Raw genomic sequence first — 16,834 nt, 5'->3', positions numbered from 1 at the left:
GAAGCTTGCGCGAAGGTGGCTCAGAAACCCGACTGAATGCGCGAAAAGACCAGATTGGTGAAAATGGAGATCTGCGAGCCGACGAAGGGGGCGGTGATTCCGACCACGACCAGCACCGCGACAATCTTTGGCACGAAGGTCAGTGTCGCTTCCTGTACCTGGGTCAGCGCCTGGATCAGCGCGATGACGAGACCCACCACCATCGCAGCGAGAACCGCCGGACCGGAGGCAATCAGGACCGTCCAGATTGCGGCCTGGAACAGATCCAATGCATCAGCTTCATTCATCTGAAGGCAACCTCATATCGCCTCGAAGCAGCCCCGTATGACAGGGCTGCGATTGATCGGCATTGTCAGGCGCGCTGACACCCCTTTGCGTCAGGAGCTGCTGCTCGGCGCCTCGTCGGCGACAGTGATTCCCGCCTGCACGAGTATCTTATCGCCATCCGTGGTCGTCGCAATGATGCCGTCGGAATAAACCTTGACGGAATCGATGACGCCTTTGACGGTGCCGTCGGCGCTTTCCATATATTTGCCGACATAGCTGCTGGCCTGGGTCAGGCTCGAGCTTGCCAGGAGCGTATCCAGCTTGGTGTTGGTCTGGATCGTCTGCTCGACCTGCGAGAAGGTGGCAAGCTGAGCGACCTGTTCGCTTGCATCCATCGGATCGGTCGGATCCTGGTTCTTCATCTGCGCGATGAGCAGCTGAAGGAAGTTGTCGTAGTTCAGCGTCGCCTTGCTCTGAGTTGAGCTCGAGCTCGTGGTGGTCGAACTCGTCACGCTTGACGTTGCGTCTACCGCCATGGTGCGATCTCCCTGCGAATCTGCTCGACCATCGTCGGCGGCAGTTCGTGATTGTTGAGGATATTGTCTTCGATCGCGTAGAGACCGCGGATCGCCTTCAAGGCGTCGAAGGCGCGGCCGGTCGACACAAGCGCATCGATCCGCTTCAGCTCAGCGAGGATCTCTTCGTTCTTGAAGCAGGTGAGCAGCATGGTGATCGACTTGCGGAACATCGCCGTCGAGTGGTCCTTGCCCTCGGGATTGATGAGGATCATCTGCGCGATGAAATAGAGCTGGCGCAGGGGCGTCGTTGCGCCTTCAGGCTGGAGGACGTGATTCTCGAGAAGGAACGTCACATCGTTCAGGAATTCCAGCGCGACCTTGCGGTCGACACGCAGGACGGCGCCGTTGATGAAGATTCTTTCTCCGGCCTTCAGAGAAATGCGAAGTGTACTTTTCATTTAAGTCCATCCCTGATGATGGTGGTAACGTCGATGATGCCCTGGTAGTTATTAGACAGACGTTTTCTGATCCTGTCGCATTCCTTCAATATCCAGATCGCAATCGAGATGAGGTTGGCCCTGAGCTGGATATCCAGCTGGTTTTCCGGATGTTTCAGATCCTCGATAAAGCTGATCCAAACCCGGCGCGTATAAAACAGGGCTTCGATGGCTTCCCGACCGTATTTTTCCTTGTCGCGCGCCAACGCCAGCAGTTCTATGGACCGGTCAAGAACCTGCCATTCCCGCTCTTTCGCGTCGGCCACCGAGTCCTGCATGACTTCGGCATATGAGAACTGATACATTCATGCATCCTTCTGTGCGCGCCTTTGATCATCAAAGGTAGTTTACGAGACTCAACTGCTGGATCTTCGAGACGATCGTGTAAGCGGTTTCAAGCTGCGTTTCCAAAGTCTTGACGAGGGTCGAGGCTTCGTAGGGATCGACGCCCTGGAGATCGACCAGCTTGTTCTTGATGATGTTCGACTGAGCGTCGAGAGCGTCATTGGACTTCTTGACGCGCTCCTGGGAGAGGCCAAGCTGACTTGCCTGCGTCACGAGGCCGCTTGTGGCCTTGGCCGTGTAGCTGATCGCCTGCTTGGACACCGTCGTCATTGCATCGGTGCTGAGGTTCTGGCCGAGCAGGGCGGTGGTCATGACCGAAGCAAGCGCCAAATAACGCATGCCTTCGGAATTGGCATTGGTCGAAGATTCGATCACTTCCGAGTTGCTGATGCGGCTCGTCATGTTCTGACTCGACGCCTGCGACCAGCCGGTCCCCGCAGCCGTCCAGTTCGCTTCGCTGAACATCGGCTCGACCGTCGACGTGATGAAGGTCCCCATTTCAGCGCCGGTGAGGTCGCTGACCGCTTTCGGCGGAACGAGACCGGCCGCATAAGTGTTGAGCGCAGTAACGATGGCGGCGCTCGTGGCCGTCGTCTTGTCGGTCAGCGGCTGCACGTCCGTGTTGATGCCGGAGAACAGATATTCCCCGTTCACCATGGTGTTGGCCGTATCCATCATGGTCGAAAGTGCGCTGGTGGCCGACTGAATGGCGACGGTTATGCTGCCCGGATCGTGGCTACCCTGCAGCGCCGTCAGCTTCGAAACGAGGCCATCGCCGACGTCCTTCATCTTGGAAAGACCGAGCTGCGAGGATTCCATGCGTGCGCTGACAAGCGAATTGCTTGATTTGATTGAATCGATTCTGTCGGTCTCGCGGGTGAAATCTACGCTTCTGGCCGCATTGCCGCCGAGCGAGACGCCGATATCCGCATAGACCCCCGTGGTCGCTTCCATCGTCGCCTTCGTCATCTGGTTCTGCGCCTGACGGATCGTCAACCGCATTGCATTCTGAATGGCCGAACTTGAAATAAATGAGCTCTTCATGGCTTAACTCGCAATATCCAGCAATGACTTCAGCATTTCGTCTACGGCGTTCAGAATCTTGGTCGCCGCTTTGTAGGACTGCTCGATATCAAGGAGCAGCGTCAGCTCCTCGTCGAGGTTGACGCCGGTCTCATTGGAATAGGCTTCGTCGGAGCGCGACAGTGCCGCCGAAGTGTTTTCGGCCGCCGTCGTAGCGTTGCTGCGGTACTGCTCGAGCCAGCCGAGGGAATTCGTGGCATATTCCATGATGCTGACGTTGGAATCGATGCCCGTCGTGGCGTCGAAGCCGACCGGCGCTCCAGCTGCCGGGTCGAAATCCATGTCGGATGTCATCGCCGTATAAAGGCGGTCGAGTTCAGCCGTATAACCGCTGACGCCTGACGTGTTCAGGACGACGCCGGCGGCGTTGACGCCACCATCGCGCAGACGCATCGGATCGCCGCCCTGCGAGGTGATTACGCGGGTGCTGACCGTGATGGTCGACGCCATCCCGGCGACCGCGGTGGCGCCAGTATCGACCGTGCCGCCGCTCCAGGTGAAGAGGCCTGGCACATAGGCCGGGGGCCCTGCCGTGTTCTGCTCCTTGAAGAGCGAGACGAGGCCACGGGCGATTTCGTCGAGCTGCTTCTGGAAGTTGGGGGCAATCTCGTCGCGAATCTGCAGGAGCGACTGGAGGCTTCCCTGCCCCGTCGTCGTCGAACCCTTGCCGAGCGGCAGCGCAACACCGTCGATATAGACAGAATTGCCGATCGTGGTGGCGGTATAGATATCCTGGGACTTGAACGTCACCTTGCGCGGGATCGTCTCGAAGAGGATCGTTCCGTCCGGCGTGCTCAGCACCATGTCGTTGTTGTCGCGCGTCGTCGCACTGACGCCGACGATTTGCGAAATCTGCTTTAGAACTTTTTCGCGTTCATCGAGAGCGCCGGATGCATCCGTACCGGAGGCAGTGGCGGTCTTGACAGCATTGTTAGCCTTCTCGAACTGGCCGAGGAGCGTATTCAGCGTATCGACGGCGGTGGTGATTTCCTTGTCGGCGTTGGCGCGAACGTCCTGAACGGACTGCGAGGCATTGTTCAACGAGTTGGCGACATCCTGGGCGGCGGTGATGGCCCCCTGAGCGGCGACGGTGCTGCCCGGCGAGGTTCTGAAAGCCTGCAGTTTCTGTTGGAAAACACCGAGATAAGTCGACGGCGAGGTTTCGTAGTCGTTGCCACCCATGATCGATTTGAGATCTTCGAGGCCGCCCAGCAGGGTCTGCTGAGCGCTGTCCTGAGAGGATGTCTTCAGATACTGGCGCAGCAGGGCGTCTTCCTGTGCCCGGTTGATCTGGACGACCTGCGCGCCATTCAGGGACGTCGTGAGCATCGCCTGCCGGCGCACATAATCTTTATTGCCCGCATTCGAGATATTGTTCGATACGACACTGCTCTGCGTGCCGGTATTGTTGAATATGTTCTGCGCGGTATTAAGTGCGGACGTGAGCGACATGGCTTACCCGTTACCCTACTTATCTCTTGAGGTTGACGAGGACGTCCATGATGTCGGACCCCGTCTGGAACACTTTCGAATTGGCGGTGTAGCTGCGTTGCGCTTCGATCATCTCGGTCAGTTCGCCGGCAAGATCGACGTTCGAACCTTCCAGAGCGCCTGACTTGATCGTGCCGAGGCCGTTGGTTTGAGGGAAGCCGGTGACGGTAACGCCCGACTGGCCATTGGCACTGTAGACGTTGCCGCTCATCAGCGTCAGCTTGTCCGGGCTTGCGACATTGGCGAGCGGAATACGATAGAGCGGCTTGGTGCTGCCGTCTTCGTATTTGGCGTAGACGATGCCATCGCCATCGATCGTGACATCCTTGACCGGGCTCGCCGCCTGGCCGTTCGGTGTACCGGTGCCGGCAAAGGCGGCGCCCAGCTGCGTGAAGCCGGAGAGATCCATGTTGATCGATAGAGCATTCGTCGTATCGGCAATGGTGAGGGCGCCGCCGGTCAGCATCTTGCCGTTGCGGTCGAATGTAAGGTTTCCGGAGGCGACAACGGCGCCGGCGCCGCCGGTGTAAGGGAAGGAGGTCGTACCGCCCGACGCCGCATCGGCGTTGCGGAAGACCGCGACCTCCCAAGTGCTCGCCGTACCGGTTGCCGGCGGCGGTGTCACGACCGAGGTCTTGGTGAAGTAGAAGTCGTACATCACCTTGTTGCCGAGATGGTCGTAGGCGACCATCGAAAACTTCTTGGTGTCGGCCGTCGTGGTGGCGGCGTTCGCGCTCGGCAGCGTCGCCGGAGCGACCGGAGCGATATTGGCGCCGGAATCGAGATTGCCCTTGAAGACACCCGATGTCGAGGCGATCGCGGTCAGCCCCTCCTGATTGACGTTGACGGGAACGAGGCCGTCGAAGCCGTTGACTACGACGGCGGGAGCGCCGGAGTCGTAGGAATAACCCATCAGCTGGAAGCCGGCGGCATTGACGAGATTGCCTTCGTCGTCCTTCTGGAAGTCGCCGGCGCGGGTCAGAACCGGGGTGCCGTCGGGACCCTGGACGATGAAGAAGCCATCGCCCGAAATCGCAAGATCGGTGGTGGAGGTCGTGTAAGAAATATCACCCTGGTCGGAGACGGCCTGGCGCACGGAGGTCTGAACGCCGCCGGAATTGTAGTTGCCGCCCGAGGAGGGAAGAACCAACGAGGAGAAGCTCGTCGATACGGCCTTGTAACCGGTGGTGTTCACGTTGGCGATGTTGTCGGAGACGGTGCTGAGGCGGTTGGCCTGCGCGTTCATGCCCGACACTGCCGTCTTCATGCTGCCGAAAATGCTCATCTGAAAACCTCGTTTTACCTGTTAAACTCGAGAGTATTTGTCGGGCCTTGCGTGAAGCTGTCTGTCATGGCGAGCAGCAAGGCCAATATCGAGGTTCAGCCGGGCGCCGCCACCCGGCCGGAAAAATCAGGCCCAATCGATGCAGTAGCCGAGGAAGCGCTTGGAATCGACCGGATCGACGCCGAGCTTCTTGCGCAGCTTTTTGCGCAGCTTCGAGATGTGGCTTTCGACGACGTTCTCCTCGACCTCTTCATCGAAGATGCCGTAGATGGCGTTGAAGATCTGGGTCTTGGTGACCCGGCGACCGCGGTTGGCGATCAAATATTCGAGGATGCGGCGCTCGCGCCGGGGAAGCGCAAAGACCTCGCCGTTGATTTCGGGGTCACGGCCATCCGAGAAGACGCGGATGCCACCGATATCGGTGTAGTTGGCAATGGCCTTCAACCGGCGCCGGATCGCGGCCGCTCTGGCGAGAATTTCGCGCGGATGGACCGGTTTGCGCACCACGTCGTCGACGCCGCAATCGAAAAGCGCAAGGGTGTTTTCGAGCGAGGGCTGATCGCTGACCGCAATCACCGGCGCCATCGAACGGTCCCGGATCGCCCGGGGCAGTTCGAAGCTGCGCTGGCCCTGACCGATCAGGAAGGCCTCGACCGCCGCAATATCCGAATCGGCGGCGGTCTGCACCCACTCGCCGAATTCCGATGGATCAAAGCCGGTGGAGGGAATGCCCTCCCGGCCAAACAGGGATGTGTATCCGTCTTTTACGAGCTCACGCTCATCAACCACTACGATCATTCGTCCGCCTCCGAATCAGTGTGGCACTTCGATGATCTATGGGTACGAATCGCGCGAATCGGCGACAACTCGATAAAGTGAATGGCGGAAATTAATAATTGATTAAGATCCGCGTGGCGATTTGATCTACATCTAGTGGCTACGCCCAGATATCCACACAAAAGTTTCGTGGAAAAGTTAACGCTCGGTTAATTGTGACTTGCGTACCGACTTGGCGCCGGATTCCTGCCACATTGCGACACAGTTCTGTCACAATTTGGCAATTCTCTCTCTGGTTGAATTAATTCTGGCAGAAGTTACTCGCATTGGGAGTCCACTTGCCATAGCCGGTCGCCACCAAATTGGCGATAACGCGGCAGACATACTGCTTCTGCGCGGGATTGTTATTCGGCCCCGCGTGGTATCTTGCTACCGCCATCGTCCAGGTCTCATGACGGTCATGCAGGTTGCGGAGAAACCTCGCCGCATATTCCACATTGCGATGCGGATCGAACATATCTTCGGCGGAGGGGAAATTCTCGCCGTGATAATAGTGATTGATCTGCATGCATCCGATGTCGATGAGCTTCGCCCCGCTTCTGCGGGCCACATCGAACTGCCTCACCGCATCCTGTTCCGAGGGCGGGAAAATCGCCTTGCCTTCGACGTTCATGGCATAGGGATAGAGTGAGCCCCTGCGGCCGGTCTCCGTCAGGCCGACCGAATAGAGGATGCCTTCAGGGATACCGTATTTGACCGCGGCCGACTGGATTTCGCGTTCGCAGGCACCGGTGGAAGCGGCTGCCTCAGAGGTAAACGCCGCCAGCACCGCTGCTGCGAGCACCGCCAGCAAAGACGTCTTCGATACCTGTCTCGCCTGCGCCATTGAAGCCTCCATCCATCCGTTGGGCCATCTGATTGTGGCGCTCGCGCGCCTCGCCGCCCTGCCCTTGCTGAGGCAGCGACTGCTGCTGGGAGGCCTGCCCCTGGCTGCCGGCCTGGTTGCCGGCGTCGGCCCGTTCGACGGGGGCCATGCTGATGGTGACGTTGTCGACCGCATAGCCCTGGCTGCGCAGGGATTCGAGAATCTTGCCGTGATCTTCCTTCAGCTGCCGGTAGGCGGCGCCGGTTTCGACCCTAAGGTCGACGTTCAGGGCGTCGCCGGCCAGGCGCATGGTTGCCGTCACCAGGCCGAGATCGATCGGGTTCATCTGGATCTTCAGCGTATTGACCACCTTGCCGGTGCTCGTCCATTCCGCCGCGTTGGAGAGCGTCGAACTCGGCTGCATGGCGCGCGCCCATTCGGAATCACCGGAGAGAGCGGCGGTGACCGCAGCGGAATTGGTATTCTGCGCCAGGCCGATATAGCGGCGCGATTCGAGGACCGAGACATTCTCGAGATCGGTCTTCTTCGCACCGTCCTTGGACCCGGCCCGTTCCGCGCCGAGGTGAACGTCCATCGAAACGCCGCGGCCGTCGGCGCGACTGATCCGGAACGTCCGGCCGTCGGCGGCTTCGGTATTCTCGGCGCCGGGAACCTTGATATCATCAGACTTGACGCTTTCGATATTGCCGCTGACAACCGCCAGGGCGTCGGATGCGTGCCCGCTCGTTTTGGCGTCGATACCAGCGGTCGTCTTCTCGGCAGATCCGGCCTCGTCGGTCTTGGTGAAGGCTTGATGGGCGGCTGCGGCGGCTGGTGAAGCGACCGTGCCATCGGCGGGCTCCTGCTTCAGCAGGCCGAGCACATCGGAGATGCCGCCGTCCTCGGCCCCACCGTCCTTATCCGCATCTGTTTTCGAGATGTCCGTCTTGACGCGCTTGACGCCCTTGGCCTCCTGCGTGGCCTCGTCGGCGGACTGATCCTTGGGATCGGGCTTGCCGACGCCGGCCGGCAATTTGAGCCCATCCTTCGCCGGCTTTGCGACCACCTTTTCGGCATTAGCGACCGTTTCTGGCTGCACTTCGGCCTGTGCCTTCAGTGCGGCGTCGCTGAGATGGATCAGCGGTCTGGCGCCGCTGCGGCTGCGGATCGTCCGCGCCACCTTCCCTGGATCGCCATTGGCGACACTCTGATCCGGCTGTGCATCGTCCGGCGCGCCGTCGACGGCGCTGCCGCCTGTCTCAGCAAGCACATCGGAGAAGCCGCCCTGCTGACCGGCGGCATCCCCCTTTGCAGCCTTTGCAGATTTCGCGGCCGCAGCCGCCTCCGCACCAGAGGCTCCGCCCGAGACGCTCAAGTCCATCATTGTTCGTTGCCTTCCTGCGCCAGAAGACCATCGATCTCGTCGAGCTTGGATCGGCTGGTCGTCACAAATGTGTTGAATGAGGAGTCGGTATCCTGGCTCTGGCCAGTCGATGCCACACCTCCTGGAACAGGCTCGGGAGGCGCGCCTGGCGTCCCCGGTTGCGTGGCTATCGCCGCAGCCTTTTCAGAAGTGATTTCTTGATGAGAAGTGTTAGGATTGGATGCTTGCGTCAAGCTTGCCGGATCCGGCGCACGCAGGATCTGCTCGGCAACGGAGCGCGCCGCCGCCTGCAGCGCCTGATCCCGCGGCGAAAGCCTTTCGCCGTCGATGCCGCTGACATTCTTTGCCGCCTGGTCGATCTCCTCCGTGGGAAGGCCGGCCATGCCGCCATAAAAATCTGCGAGCGGGCCGAAGGCATTATCGGTGCCCGCGCCAAGCAACTGCACATGTTCGACCGCCATGCGCGCCAGCTCGGGCTTGCCCGCTATCGCCGCAGCGCGGGCGATGCGCAGATAGACCTCGCGCTGGCGCGGGGCATCCATGAATGAGAGGATATCGACGACATCCTGCGGTTTCACATCGTGATCATGGGCGACGACGAGCTTGACGAAAAGATCGGCGAACTGACTGGCATAGGGCGAATGCAGGAAGCGCCTGGCATAACGCTGCGAATAGGCGAGCCCCTTGTCGAGCATTCGCTTGTCGACGCAGATGGCGAGGGAACGGCGCAAGGCTGCCTCCTCGACGATTGTGCCCGGCGCGGCAAGGCGTGCCTGGTCGTAGAGATCAAGCGCATCTGTCGGTTTCGTGGCGATCAGCACGTTGCCGCCGATCAGCGCCAGGTATGGACCGATCTTCTTGTCGCGATATTCCCTGGCGGTTTCCTCCAGCGTCTTGGCGACGAGCAGCCCCTTGCCGGTCAGATATTTGCGCAGCACATCGGTGACGCGGTTATCGAAATAGCCGTCGACGTCATGGGCGATCAGATATTCGAGCGTCTGGGGATTGCCGCCGCTCATTGTATAGATCAGCGCCGCATCGACATTGCGGTCGTCATCGAAAATCTTTGTATTGGCCGTTCGCAGCCGCTCGTCGATGGTGCCCAGCATGAAGCGCTGCATTTCGCCGGCCGAATGATCGCCGGCGACGACGGAATCCTGCACGAACTGCAGCGACCGCAGCATCTTGTACGGCGCAAGATCGTCCGGATCCTGCGCTTTGCCTGCGGCAGGCGAAAGCATCGCCAGGCCGAGGGCCATAAATCCGACGTAGCGATGCTGCCGACGCGCCATCCGACTATCCCTATTCCGCCTGCACCAGGATCTCGATCCGGCGGTTGACCGCATTGAACGGGTCGGCGGGGAGCTTCAGCCGACGGTCGGCGAAACCGGAGACCTGGGAAACGCGCGTCTCGTCCAGTCCGCCGCGCACGAGCATGTAATAGGCGCTCTGGGCGCGATCCATCGAAAGCCGCCAGTTCTCGTTCTGCCCGCCCTTGTATTGGCGCCCGTCGGTGTGGCCGCGGATGGCGACTGCGCCACCCCTCTCCTTCAGGATCGTCCCGATCTTTTCCATGGCGAGCACCATCTCCTGGCGCGGAACAGCCGAACCGATATTGAACATCGAATCATCGTTCTGGTCGGAGATGCTGACCAGCAGGCCGCCTTCGGCCGCCGTCACTGTCAGGCCTTCCGCGAGCTTGCCGGCAACACCGCCGATCTGTTGGGAGATCTGCGCTTGAAGCTGTTCAGCTTCCTTCTTCTGCTGCTCGGGCTCAGCCGCGCTCTGGTCGGCTTCCTTCTGATGCTCGGCGTCCTTCCGAGCTTCCGCCTTCTTCTCCTCGACCGCTTTGCCCTCCGTCACCTTGCCGTCCTTGGCCTCTGCGGCGCCCTTCATTTCCTTGGCTTCCTTAGCAGGGGCTTCCTTTGCGGGCTTCTGGTCGGTCGCCAAAGGCACCGGCTTCATATCCTCGGCCTTGGCGATCTCCGTCGTCTCGCTCTCGGTCGGCTGCTCCTCGCTCTTGTCGGGCGGCAAGGGTTTTCCGGCCGTTGTCACCTCGACCTGCTTCGTCCAGAAATCCGGATCGAAGGGATCGCGATAGGCTTGCCCGCCATCGGCGCCGGTGGCAGGGCCGGAATCGGCCGCGCCGCCATCGCCCTTGGCGCTGACATTGGCCTGCTGGCCGACCTCCTGGGCGATCTCGGCGAGAACCGAATAGGGATTCTCGAAGAAATCGGCCTCGGAATAATTGGTCTGGTCGCCTGAGGTCGATGTCTGGTCGTCACCATCGGCGGCGGACTTACCCTCGGTCGGATTATCTTCCTTCTGTTTCGACTTTTCCTTCTTCTCCTCGCCCTCGGCATGGTCGACAGGCTTCTTCAGGCCTTTCTCGGTCGGCTTTTCGTCGGCAAGCTTGATCGGATTGAAATAGGTCGCAACCGCGGCCTTGGTCTCCTCGTTGGCGGCGTTCACCAGCCACATGACAAGGAAGAATGCCATCATCGCCGTCATGAAGTCGGCATAGGCAATTTTCCACGCACCGCCATGGGCACCATCGTGATCACCGCCGCCATGCCGCTTGACGATAATGATCTCGTTTCTGCCGTGGTGATGGTTTTCGCCGTCGCTCATTCGAGAACTTTCTTCAAGCTGGCCGCCCAGGCGGACATACGGGTAACGATGACGGACTCACCGATTTCGACGGCTAGATCGACATCTTCGGCCTCGATGTGCCGAACCGCCGTGGCATGTTCGCCGAGCTCGGCTTTCAATATGTCGAAAAGGCCGGTCGGCCCTCTGACAACGACCGGTCCGGCTGCACCTTCGAGAATTGCTTCACGCAGCAGAGCGGCGAGACTTTCGGCAGCCTTGGCCGCAAGCGCTTCCGTCACGACGGGCGCAATGGCGATCGCCGCGCCGGCGCTGACGAGCTGAGCGACTTCTTCAGCGATATCGCGGACGCGGGATGCAATGACCGCGGCCGCCTCCACTTCGTAGCGAATCTTCAGTTCCTCGAGCGCGCGCGTATGGGCCTCGGCCAGAGCGCGCGCCTCGCTTTCGTATTTCTCGGTCAAATCAGCGGTCGCCGCCGCATGGCCTTGCGCATAGGCCTCGCGCCGCTCCGCCTCGATGTCGACCGGAGGTTCGCTCGGCGTCTCCGGAAAACCATCTCCGGCCAAATCGTCGATATCGATGATCGGCGCTGACGGCTTCGGTTCGCCGAAGTCCTTCAAATACCGAGAAAGCGAAATGCTCATAGAAACCATCCAGCATCCGGAAGACGTGCGGCTTGCCCGCCCCCGTTCAAAATGACCTTGCGCGCGACATGTCCTTCGCAGCGAACAAGGGCTTGACCTTGCGCCGGCATGATTTTCGGACGATGCCTTCATGCCGGAAACTAGGAAGTCAAACTTGCGCGAGGATGAATGGCGCCGCCGCCATTGGTGATCGCGCCCAGCTCTACTCCAGCAGAATGAGGATCTTGCTTGCCGCCGTGTTGAGGATCGAGATCGCTTCGACAGCCATCTGCTTCTGAGTTTCGATCGCCTTCTGGCGGATCGAGGCCTCATCCATATCGGTATCGACCAGCGCGCCGACGCTCTTGTCGATCGAATCCGACAGATCGGCCGCGTAGTCGATCTGGTCGTCAATACGCGTCTTCATCACACCGATTGAGGCGGCCGTCGTCGTCAGCGAGGAGAACAGGGAGTCGGTCACATCGAGCATGTCGACGAGCTGGGCGTCAGTGGTGTTCTTGTCGATCGCGATCTCGCTGCCCGTCGCCGGCGTGGTCGACCCGGCGTCCAACAGGTAATAGTTCCGCGGTCCCGTGCCGCTGCTGTTGATCGCCTGGGCATCAATCGCCTTGGTGAACAGGCCGCCGCTCGCATTGTTCTTGTCGATGAGGATGGTCTGCGACGAAGGGAAGTCGATGGTCTGGGCCTGGTATTCGCCCGTCGAGGCGCGCACGAAACCTGAAATGACCGACCATGTCGGCGGCGCTGCCTTGTCACTGTTCAGCAACCAGTTCTCGCCTGCAAACGACGTCGACCCGACAACGGTCTTCAGCTGCTCCTTATATTCGCTGATCTCGGCATTGATCTTGTCCTTATCGGTGCCGGGCTCTCTTGCCGCAACCAGCTTGGCGCGGATCTGGCTGACGAGATCGATCGCCGAATTCATTGCCGTGTAGGTCGCATCCACCTTGGCAGCCCCGAGACCGAGCGCATCGCCGATCGTGCCGAGATTGGTGCTGTCCGAGCGCATGACAGTGGCGACCGACCAGTAGGAAGCATCGTCTGCGGCCGTCTCGATCCGATAGCCCGAAGACACTTGCTGCTGGGTCTGACTGGCTTCTTTGTTGATGCTGCGCAGCACCGCAAGTGCATTCACCGCGGCCGCGCTGGTAATCTTAACGGTCATCGACAGGGTCTCGGAATAAGATGAAAGGGCAGGCCGGATTGACGGCGGCGACTGAAGTGGCCTCATGCCTCCGGCGAAATTTCGCCGGCGCGTCGCAAAAGCAAATCAACTCAAGGCAAAGTTAACTCGATATCAACTTGTTGGGCAAGAGCGGCGCCGAGAGCCCGACAAGCGGCTTATCTCGCAAGTCAAGCTATTGATATAAAACAAAGAACCGCGCCTTTTCGGGCGCGGTCCGGAAGGTTTCCTGCTTGCGGCCGAACGGCCGCGCAAGATTCGGTCCAGCTTCAGCGGCTGATTTAGCTGCGGAACAGCGTGAGGATGTTCTGGGCGCTGGAGTTGGCGATCGACAGCGACTGGATCGCCAGCTGCTGCTGGGTTTGCAACGCCGTCAGCTTGCTCGATTCCTCTTCCATGTCGGCATCGACGAGGCGGCCGACGCCCGAGTCGATCGAATCGCTGAGCGCTCCGACGAAGTTCTCCTGCAATTCGATACGGGTCGAAATCGAACCGAGCTGCGATGCAGCCTTGGTCATCGCTTCGAGGCCGGCCTCAATGGAGGTCAGGGCCATGGAGATCTCAGCCGAACCGAAGGTGCTGATGTCCATAGAGTAGATCGAACCGATCGTGCCGTAGGATGTGCCGATGATGCCGGAGGTCGTCTCGATCGTACCGGTCGAGGTCATGCCGAAGAGAACGTTGCCCGTGGAGCTCGTGTCCAGGACGTAGTCGGTCGTCTTGACCGAGACATTGCCGTTACCGTCGCGGACAAAGGTCGACACGACGCTCTTGGTGCCATCGGCGCCGGCGACCCAGTTTTCACCGGAGAAGGAAGCCGACTGTGCGATGCTCAGCAGCTGCTGCTGCAACTGACCGATTTCCTCCTGGACCTTGGTCTTGTCGACGCCCTTTTCGGTTGCGGCGACGATCTTCGCCTTGATCTCGCTGATGACGTCGATGGCGCTGTCCATGGCGGAGTAGGCGGTGTCGACCTTGGCGGCGCCGAGGCCAAGAGCGTCGGACACGGCCGAAAGCGCCTTGTTGTCCGAACGCATGGTCGTTGCGATCGACCAGTAAGCGGCGTTGTCGGCAGCCTTTTCGACGCGGTAACCCGACGAGACGTGGTTCTGCGTGTCTTCGAGGCTGTCGTTGATTCCGCGGAGTGTCTGAAGTGCGGCCATTGCCGCGACGTTCGTCAAAATGCTGGTCATGAAATGATTGCCCCTTGTTGGCATCTGGGAAAAAGGGACATTCCGGAATGTTACCGGGAACGGGGATCAGCCTCATGCCTGTTAACCGGTTTTTAATGTCGGTTAACCCGCCGTCTCGTTGAGCTGAGAAGACAACATTATGGTTAATCAATCGTTAACGAAAATAAGAAAGCCGCGCTTCATCGAAGCGCGGCTCGAGCAGAGGTGCCCGCCGGAGACCGGCGGGCCATATTTTCTGGCGTTTATTAGCCGCGGAAGAGCGACAGGATGGTCTGCGAAGAGGAGTTCGCAATCGACAGGGACTGGACGGCGAGCTGCTGCTGGGTCTGCAGGGCGCTGAGTTTGGAGGACTCTTCTTCCATGTCGGCGTCGACGAGACGGCCGATACCGGAGTCGATCGAGTCGCTGAGAGCCGATACGAAGTTCTCCTGAAGCTCGATGCGCTTAGAGATCGAGCCGAGTGCAGCACCGGCGCTGGTCATGGACTTCAGAGCCGACTCAACGTTGGTCAGAGCCGTTTGGATCTGGCCGAGGGTGAAGTTGGTGATGTCCATCGCGTAGACGGAACCGGTTGCGCCGTTCGAAGTACCGAGGATACCCGTGGAGGTTTCAACCGCGCCGGCGCTCATGCCGAACAGGACGTTGCCCGTGGAGCTGTTGTCGAGAACATAGTCGGTCATCACGACCGAAACGGCGTTGGAGCCGTCGCGGACGAAGGAGGCAACGACGTTCTTGGTGCCGTTAGCGCCGGCAACCCAGTTTTCACCGGAGAAGGAAGCCGACTGAGCGACGCTCAGGAGCTGCTGCTGCAGCTGGCTGATTTCTTCCTGGACCTTGGCTTTGTCGACGCCGTTTTCAGTCGCGGCAACCAGCTTGGCCTTGATGTCGCCGACGACGTCGATGGCGCTGTCCATTGCGGAGTAAGCCGTGTCGACCTTGGCAGCGCCGAGGCCGAGAGCGTCGGAAACAGCCGACAGTGCCTTGTTGTCCGAACGCATGGTCGTTGCGATCGACCAGTAGGCAGCGTTGTCGGCAGCCTTGCCGACACGATAGCCGGACGAAACATGAGCCTGGGTGGTCTGGAGACCCTGGTTGACCCCGCGCAGAGTCTGAAGGGCTGCCATTGCAGCGTTATTGGTGTTGATGCTCGTCATAGTAAGTTTGCCCCTTATTGGCAGATCTTAAAAAAGGGACATTCCGGATTTTCGTCCGGCCCACAGCGATCAGCATCATGCCTGTTAACCATTCTCGTTAGGGTTAACTCGCCGTTTCGATGGGCCTAGAAAACAGCAAGATGGTTAAGGAAAGCTAAATTCAAAATGGAAATTTCGTAAAAATATCTGATACTTAGACGGACGCTCATTAACCTTATGTTAAAACATTTCGCGGCCGGGGCTGACCCGGCCGCGAAACTTGAAAGCCTTGTGCCGACCGCTTTAGCGGAAGAGCGACAGGATGTTCTGCGAAGAGGAGTTCGCGATCGACAGCGACTGGATCGCCAGCTGCTGCTGGGTCTGCAGGGCGCTGAGTTTCGACGATTCTTCTTCCATGTCGGCGTCGACGAGACGGCCGATACCGGAGTCGATCGAGTCGCTGAGAGCCGACACGAAGTCTTCCTGGCTGTCGATGCGGCTGGAGAGCGAGCCGAGAGCGGCACCGGCGCTGGTCATCGACTTCAGAGCCGATTCGACGTTGGTCAGAGCCGTCTGGATCTGACCGGCGGTGAAGTTGGTGATGTTCATCGAGTAGATAGAACCGGTCGCGCCCGTCGACGTACCGAGGATACCCGTGGAGGTTTCGACCGTCCCGTTGCTCATGCCGAACAGAACGTTGCCGGCGGAACCGCTGTTGAGAACGTAATCGGTCGTGGTGATCGATACTGCGTTCGAGCCGTCGCGGACGAAGGAGGAAACGACGCTCTTGGTGCCGGCAGCGCCAGCAACCCAGTTCTCGCCGTTGAAGGAAGCCGACTGGGCGATGCTCAGGAGCTGCTGCTGCAACTGACCGATTTCTTCCTGCACCTTGGCCTTGTCGACGCCGTTTTCAGTCGCGGCAACCAGCTTGGCCTTGATTTCGCCGACGACGTCGATGGCGCTGTCCATGGCGGTGTAAGCGGTATCGACCTTCGCAGCACCCACGCCGAGGGCGTCGGAAACGGCCGACAGTGCCTTGTTGTCCGAACGCATGGTCGTTGCGATCGACCAGTAAGCAGCGTTGTCGGAAGCCTTTTCGACGCGATAACCGGATGAAACGTGGTTCTGCGTCTTGTTGAGGCCCTGGTTGACATTGCGCAGCGTCTGGAGAGCGGCCTGTGCGGAAGAATTCGTGTTAATGCTTGTCATAAATCTGTCCCCTGGAAACTAGATACAAAAAGGAGGACATACCGGACTGTATTACCGGCGATGACGGACCAGCTTCATGCTACTCGGCGCCTGCTTGTTTGGCCCAAACCCGTCATGTCCAGGGCAATCTCGCAGCCAATGCTTGCCAACTTCTTAAAAATGGAGGCTCCGCTCCGGCACCTTACATCCCATAGTTAATACCGGCTGAATCTATCCCTTCGCATGCTAACGTATCGTGAAAGAAGCCGTTTTCTCTGGGGCGAGACGGTGTCTTCATGAGGCGCACCTGTTTCAAGCAAGCTTCGAATGGCAACATGCCAGGTGCCGGGATAGCATCATCGGATCAA

17 protein-coding genes are annotated in these 16,834 nt (G+C 59.6%); all 17 read right to left on the bottom strand.

The features are described 5' to 3' along the window. Nucleotides 1-20: 20 nt before the first annotated feature. A complete protein-coding gene (fliQ, locus tag NXC14_RS03465) occupies nt 21-287 on the bottom strand; it encodes a flagellar biosynthesis protein FliQ (protein ID WP_011424049.1) in 267 nt (88 codons plus the stop codon). A gap of 90 nt (nt 288-377) precedes the next feature. Continuing rightward, nucleotides 378-803 carry a flagellar hook assembly protein FlgD gene (flgD, locus tag NXC14_RS03460; RefSeq protein WP_085776974.1) on the bottom strand — a complete coding sequence of 142 codons (426 nt, stop codon included), beginning with the start codon at nt 801-803 and terminating at the stop codon, nt 378-380. After that, nucleotides 794-1,243 (bottom strand): flagellar biosynthesis repressor FlbT, encoded by a 450-nt coding sequence (gene flbT / locus NXC14_RS03455; RefSeq protein ID WP_012482697.1) that lies wholly within the window; start codon nt 1,241-1,243, stop codon nt 794-796. Before flbT ends, flgD begins: the two co-directional genes overlap by 10 nt. Continuing rightward, complete coding sequence (gene flaF, locus NXC14_RS03450) at nt 1,240-1,587, bottom strand: flagellar biosynthesis regulator FlaF (RefSeq protein ID WP_064800698.1); 348 nt, start codon at nt 1,585-1,587, stop codon at nt 1,240-1,242. Before flaF ends, flbT begins: the two co-directional genes overlap by 4 nt. Before the next feature lie 31 nt (nt 1,588-1,618). Further along, complete coding sequence (locus NXC14_RS03445; RefSeq protein WP_085776973.1) at nt 1,619-2,671, bottom strand: flagellar hook-associated family protein; 1,053 nt, start codon at nt 2,669-2,671, stop codon at nt 1,619-1,621. A 3-nt stretch (nt 2,672-2,674) separates the two neighbouring features. Then, the gene (gene flgK, locus NXC14_RS03440) at nt 2,675-4,162 is read right to left on the bottom strand and encodes a flagellar hook-associated protein FlgK (RefSeq protein WP_085776972.1); all 1,488 of its coding nucleotides are present in this window, start codon (nt 4,160-4,162) and stop codon (nt 2,675-2,677) included. Between the two features lie 19 nt (nt 4,163-4,181). Continuing rightward, nucleotides 4,182-5,486 (bottom strand): flagellar hook protein FlgE, encoded by a 1,305-nt coding sequence (locus NXC14_RS03435; protein WP_085776971.1) that lies wholly within the window; start codon nt 5,484-5,486, stop codon nt 4,182-4,184. 126 nt (nt 5,487-5,612) lie between these two features. Then, nucleotides 5,613-6,284: a winged helix-turn-helix domain-containing protein gene (locus tag NXC14_RS03430; protein WP_064709879.1), complete on the bottom strand. Its 672-nt coding sequence runs from the start codon at nt 6,282-6,284 to the stop codon at nt 5,613-5,615. Nucleotides 6,285-6,564: 280 nt separating this feature from the next. Next, nucleotides 6,565-7,149, bottom strand: coding sequence for a lytic transglycosylase domain-containing protein (locus NXC14_RS03425; RefSeq protein ID WP_085776970.1), 585 nt, complete (start codon nt 7,147-7,149; stop codon nt 6,565-6,567). Next, complete coding sequence (locus NXC14_RS03420) at nt 7,070-8,512, bottom strand: flagellar hook-length control protein FliK (protein ID WP_085776969.1); 1,443 nt, start codon at nt 8,510-8,512, stop codon at nt 7,070-7,072. The genes NXC14_RS03425 and NXC14_RS03420 overlap by 80 nt, the downstream gene beginning before the upstream one ends. Further along, nucleotides 8,509-9,804, bottom strand: a complete 1,296-nt coding sequence (motC, locus tag NXC14_RS03415) for a chemotaxis protein MotC (protein WP_085776968.1) — start codon at nt 9,802-9,804, stop codon at nt 8,509-8,511. The genes NXC14_RS03420 and motC overlap by 4 nt, the downstream gene beginning before the upstream one ends. A gap of 10 nt (nt 9,805-9,814) precedes the next feature. Continuing rightward, nucleotides 9,815-11,143 (bottom strand): MotB family protein, encoded by a 1,329-nt coding sequence (locus NXC14_RS03410; RefSeq protein ID WP_085776967.1) that lies wholly within the window; start codon nt 11,141-11,143, stop codon nt 9,815-9,817. After that, entirely contained in the window at nt 11,140-11,769 is a 630-nt protein-coding gene (locus NXC14_RS03405; protein WP_085776966.1) for a hypothetical protein, read from the bottom strand. Before NXC14_RS03405 ends, NXC14_RS03410 begins: the two co-directional genes overlap by 4 nt. A 202-nt stretch (nt 11,770-11,971) precedes the next feature. After that, nucleotides 11,972-12,934 carry a flagellin gene (locus NXC14_RS03400; protein ID WP_085776965.1) on the bottom strand — a complete coding sequence of 321 codons (963 nt, stop codon included), beginning with the start codon at nt 12,932-12,934 and terminating at the stop codon, nt 11,972-11,974. Between the two features lie 299 nt (nt 12,935-13,233). Next, nucleotides 13,234-14,145 (bottom strand): flagellin, encoded by a 912-nt coding sequence (locus NXC14_RS03395; protein WP_085776964.1) that lies wholly within the window; start codon nt 14,143-14,145, stop codon nt 13,234-13,236. A gap of 245 nt (nt 14,146-14,390) precedes the next feature. After that, a complete protein-coding gene (locus NXC14_RS03390) occupies nt 14,391-15,299 on the bottom strand; it encodes a flagellin (protein ID WP_085776963.1) in 909 nt (302 codons plus the stop codon). A gap of 282 nt (nt 15,300-15,581) precedes the next feature. Further along, nucleotides 15,582-16,487, bottom strand: coding sequence for a flagellin (locus NXC14_RS03385; protein WP_085776962.1), 906 nt, complete (start codon nt 16,485-16,487; stop codon nt 15,582-15,584). Nucleotides 16,488-16,834: the final 347 nt, after the last annotated feature.

The organism is Rhizobium sp. NXC14 (assembly GCF_002117485.1).
Classification (GTDB): Bacteria; Pseudomonadota; Alphaproteobacteria; order Rhizobiales; family Rhizobiaceae; genus Rhizobium.
The sequence above is the reverse complement of the archived record's forward strand: the minus strand, read 5'-3'. Positions and strand labels throughout refer to the sequence as shown.

Excerpts from the sequence above, each read along its gene's own strand:
- fliQ (WP_011424049.1), bottom strand. The coding sequence starts at position 287 with ATGAATGAAGCTGATGCATTGGATCTGTTCCAGGCCGCAATCTGGACG.
- flgD (WP_085776974.1), bottom strand. The coding sequence starts at position 803 with ATGGCGGTAGACGCAACGTCAAGCGTGACGAGTTCGACCACCACGAGC.
- flbT (WP_012482697.1), bottom strand. The coding sequence starts at position 1,243 with ATGAAAAGTACACTTCGCATTTCTCTGAAGGCCGGAGAAAGAATCTTC.
- flaF (WP_064800698.1), bottom strand. The coding sequence starts at position 1,587 with ATGTATCAGTTCTCATATGCCGAAGTCATGCAGGACTCGGTGGCCGAC.
- NXC14_RS03445 (WP_085776973.1), bottom strand. The coding sequence starts at position 2,671 with ATGAAGAGCTCATTTATTTCAAGTTCGGCCATTCAGAATGCAATGCGG.
- flgK (WP_085776972.1), bottom strand. The coding sequence starts at position 4,162 with ATGTCGCTCACGTCCGCACTTAATACCGCGCAGAACATATTCAACAAT.
- NXC14_RS03435 (WP_085776971.1), bottom strand. The coding sequence starts at position 5,486 with ATGAGCATTTTCGGCAGCATGAAGACGGCAGTGTCGGGCATGAACGCG.
- NXC14_RS03430 (WP_064709879.1), bottom strand. The coding sequence starts at position 6,284 with ATGATCGTAGTGGTTGATGAGCGTGAGCTCGTAAAAGACGGATACACA.
- NXC14_RS03425 (WP_085776970.1), bottom strand. The coding sequence starts at position 7,149 with ATGGCGCAGGCGAGACAGGTATCGAAGACGTCTTTGCTGGCGGTGCTC.
- NXC14_RS03420 (WP_085776969.1), bottom strand. The coding sequence starts at position 8,512 with ATGATGGACTTGAGCGTCTCGGGCGGAGCCTCTGGTGCGGAGGCGGCT.
- motC (WP_085776968.1), bottom strand. The coding sequence starts at position 9,804 with ATGGCGCGTCGGCAGCATCGCTACGTCGGATTTATGGCCCTCGGCCTG.
- NXC14_RS03410 (WP_085776967.1), bottom strand. The coding sequence starts at position 11,143 with ATGAGCGACGGCGAAAACCATCACCACGGCAGAAACGAGATCATTATC.
- NXC14_RS03405 (WP_085776966.1), bottom strand. The coding sequence starts at position 11,769 with ATGAGCATTTCGCTTTCTCGGTATTTGAAGGACTTCGGCGAACCGAAG.
- NXC14_RS03400 (WP_085776965.1), bottom strand. The coding sequence starts at position 12,934 with ATGACCGTTAAGATTACCAGCGCGGCCGCGGTGAATGCACTTGCGGTG.
- NXC14_RS03395 (WP_085776964.1), bottom strand. The coding sequence starts at position 14,145 with ATGACCAGCATTTTGACGAACGTCGCGGCAATGGCCGCACTTCAGACA.
- NXC14_RS03390 (WP_085776963.1), bottom strand. The coding sequence starts at position 15,299 with ATGACGAGCATCAACACCAATAACGCTGCAATGGCAGCCCTTCAGACT.
- NXC14_RS03385 (WP_085776962.1), bottom strand. The coding sequence starts at position 16,487 with ATGACAAGCATTAACACGAATTCTTCCGCACAGGCCGCTCTCCAGACG.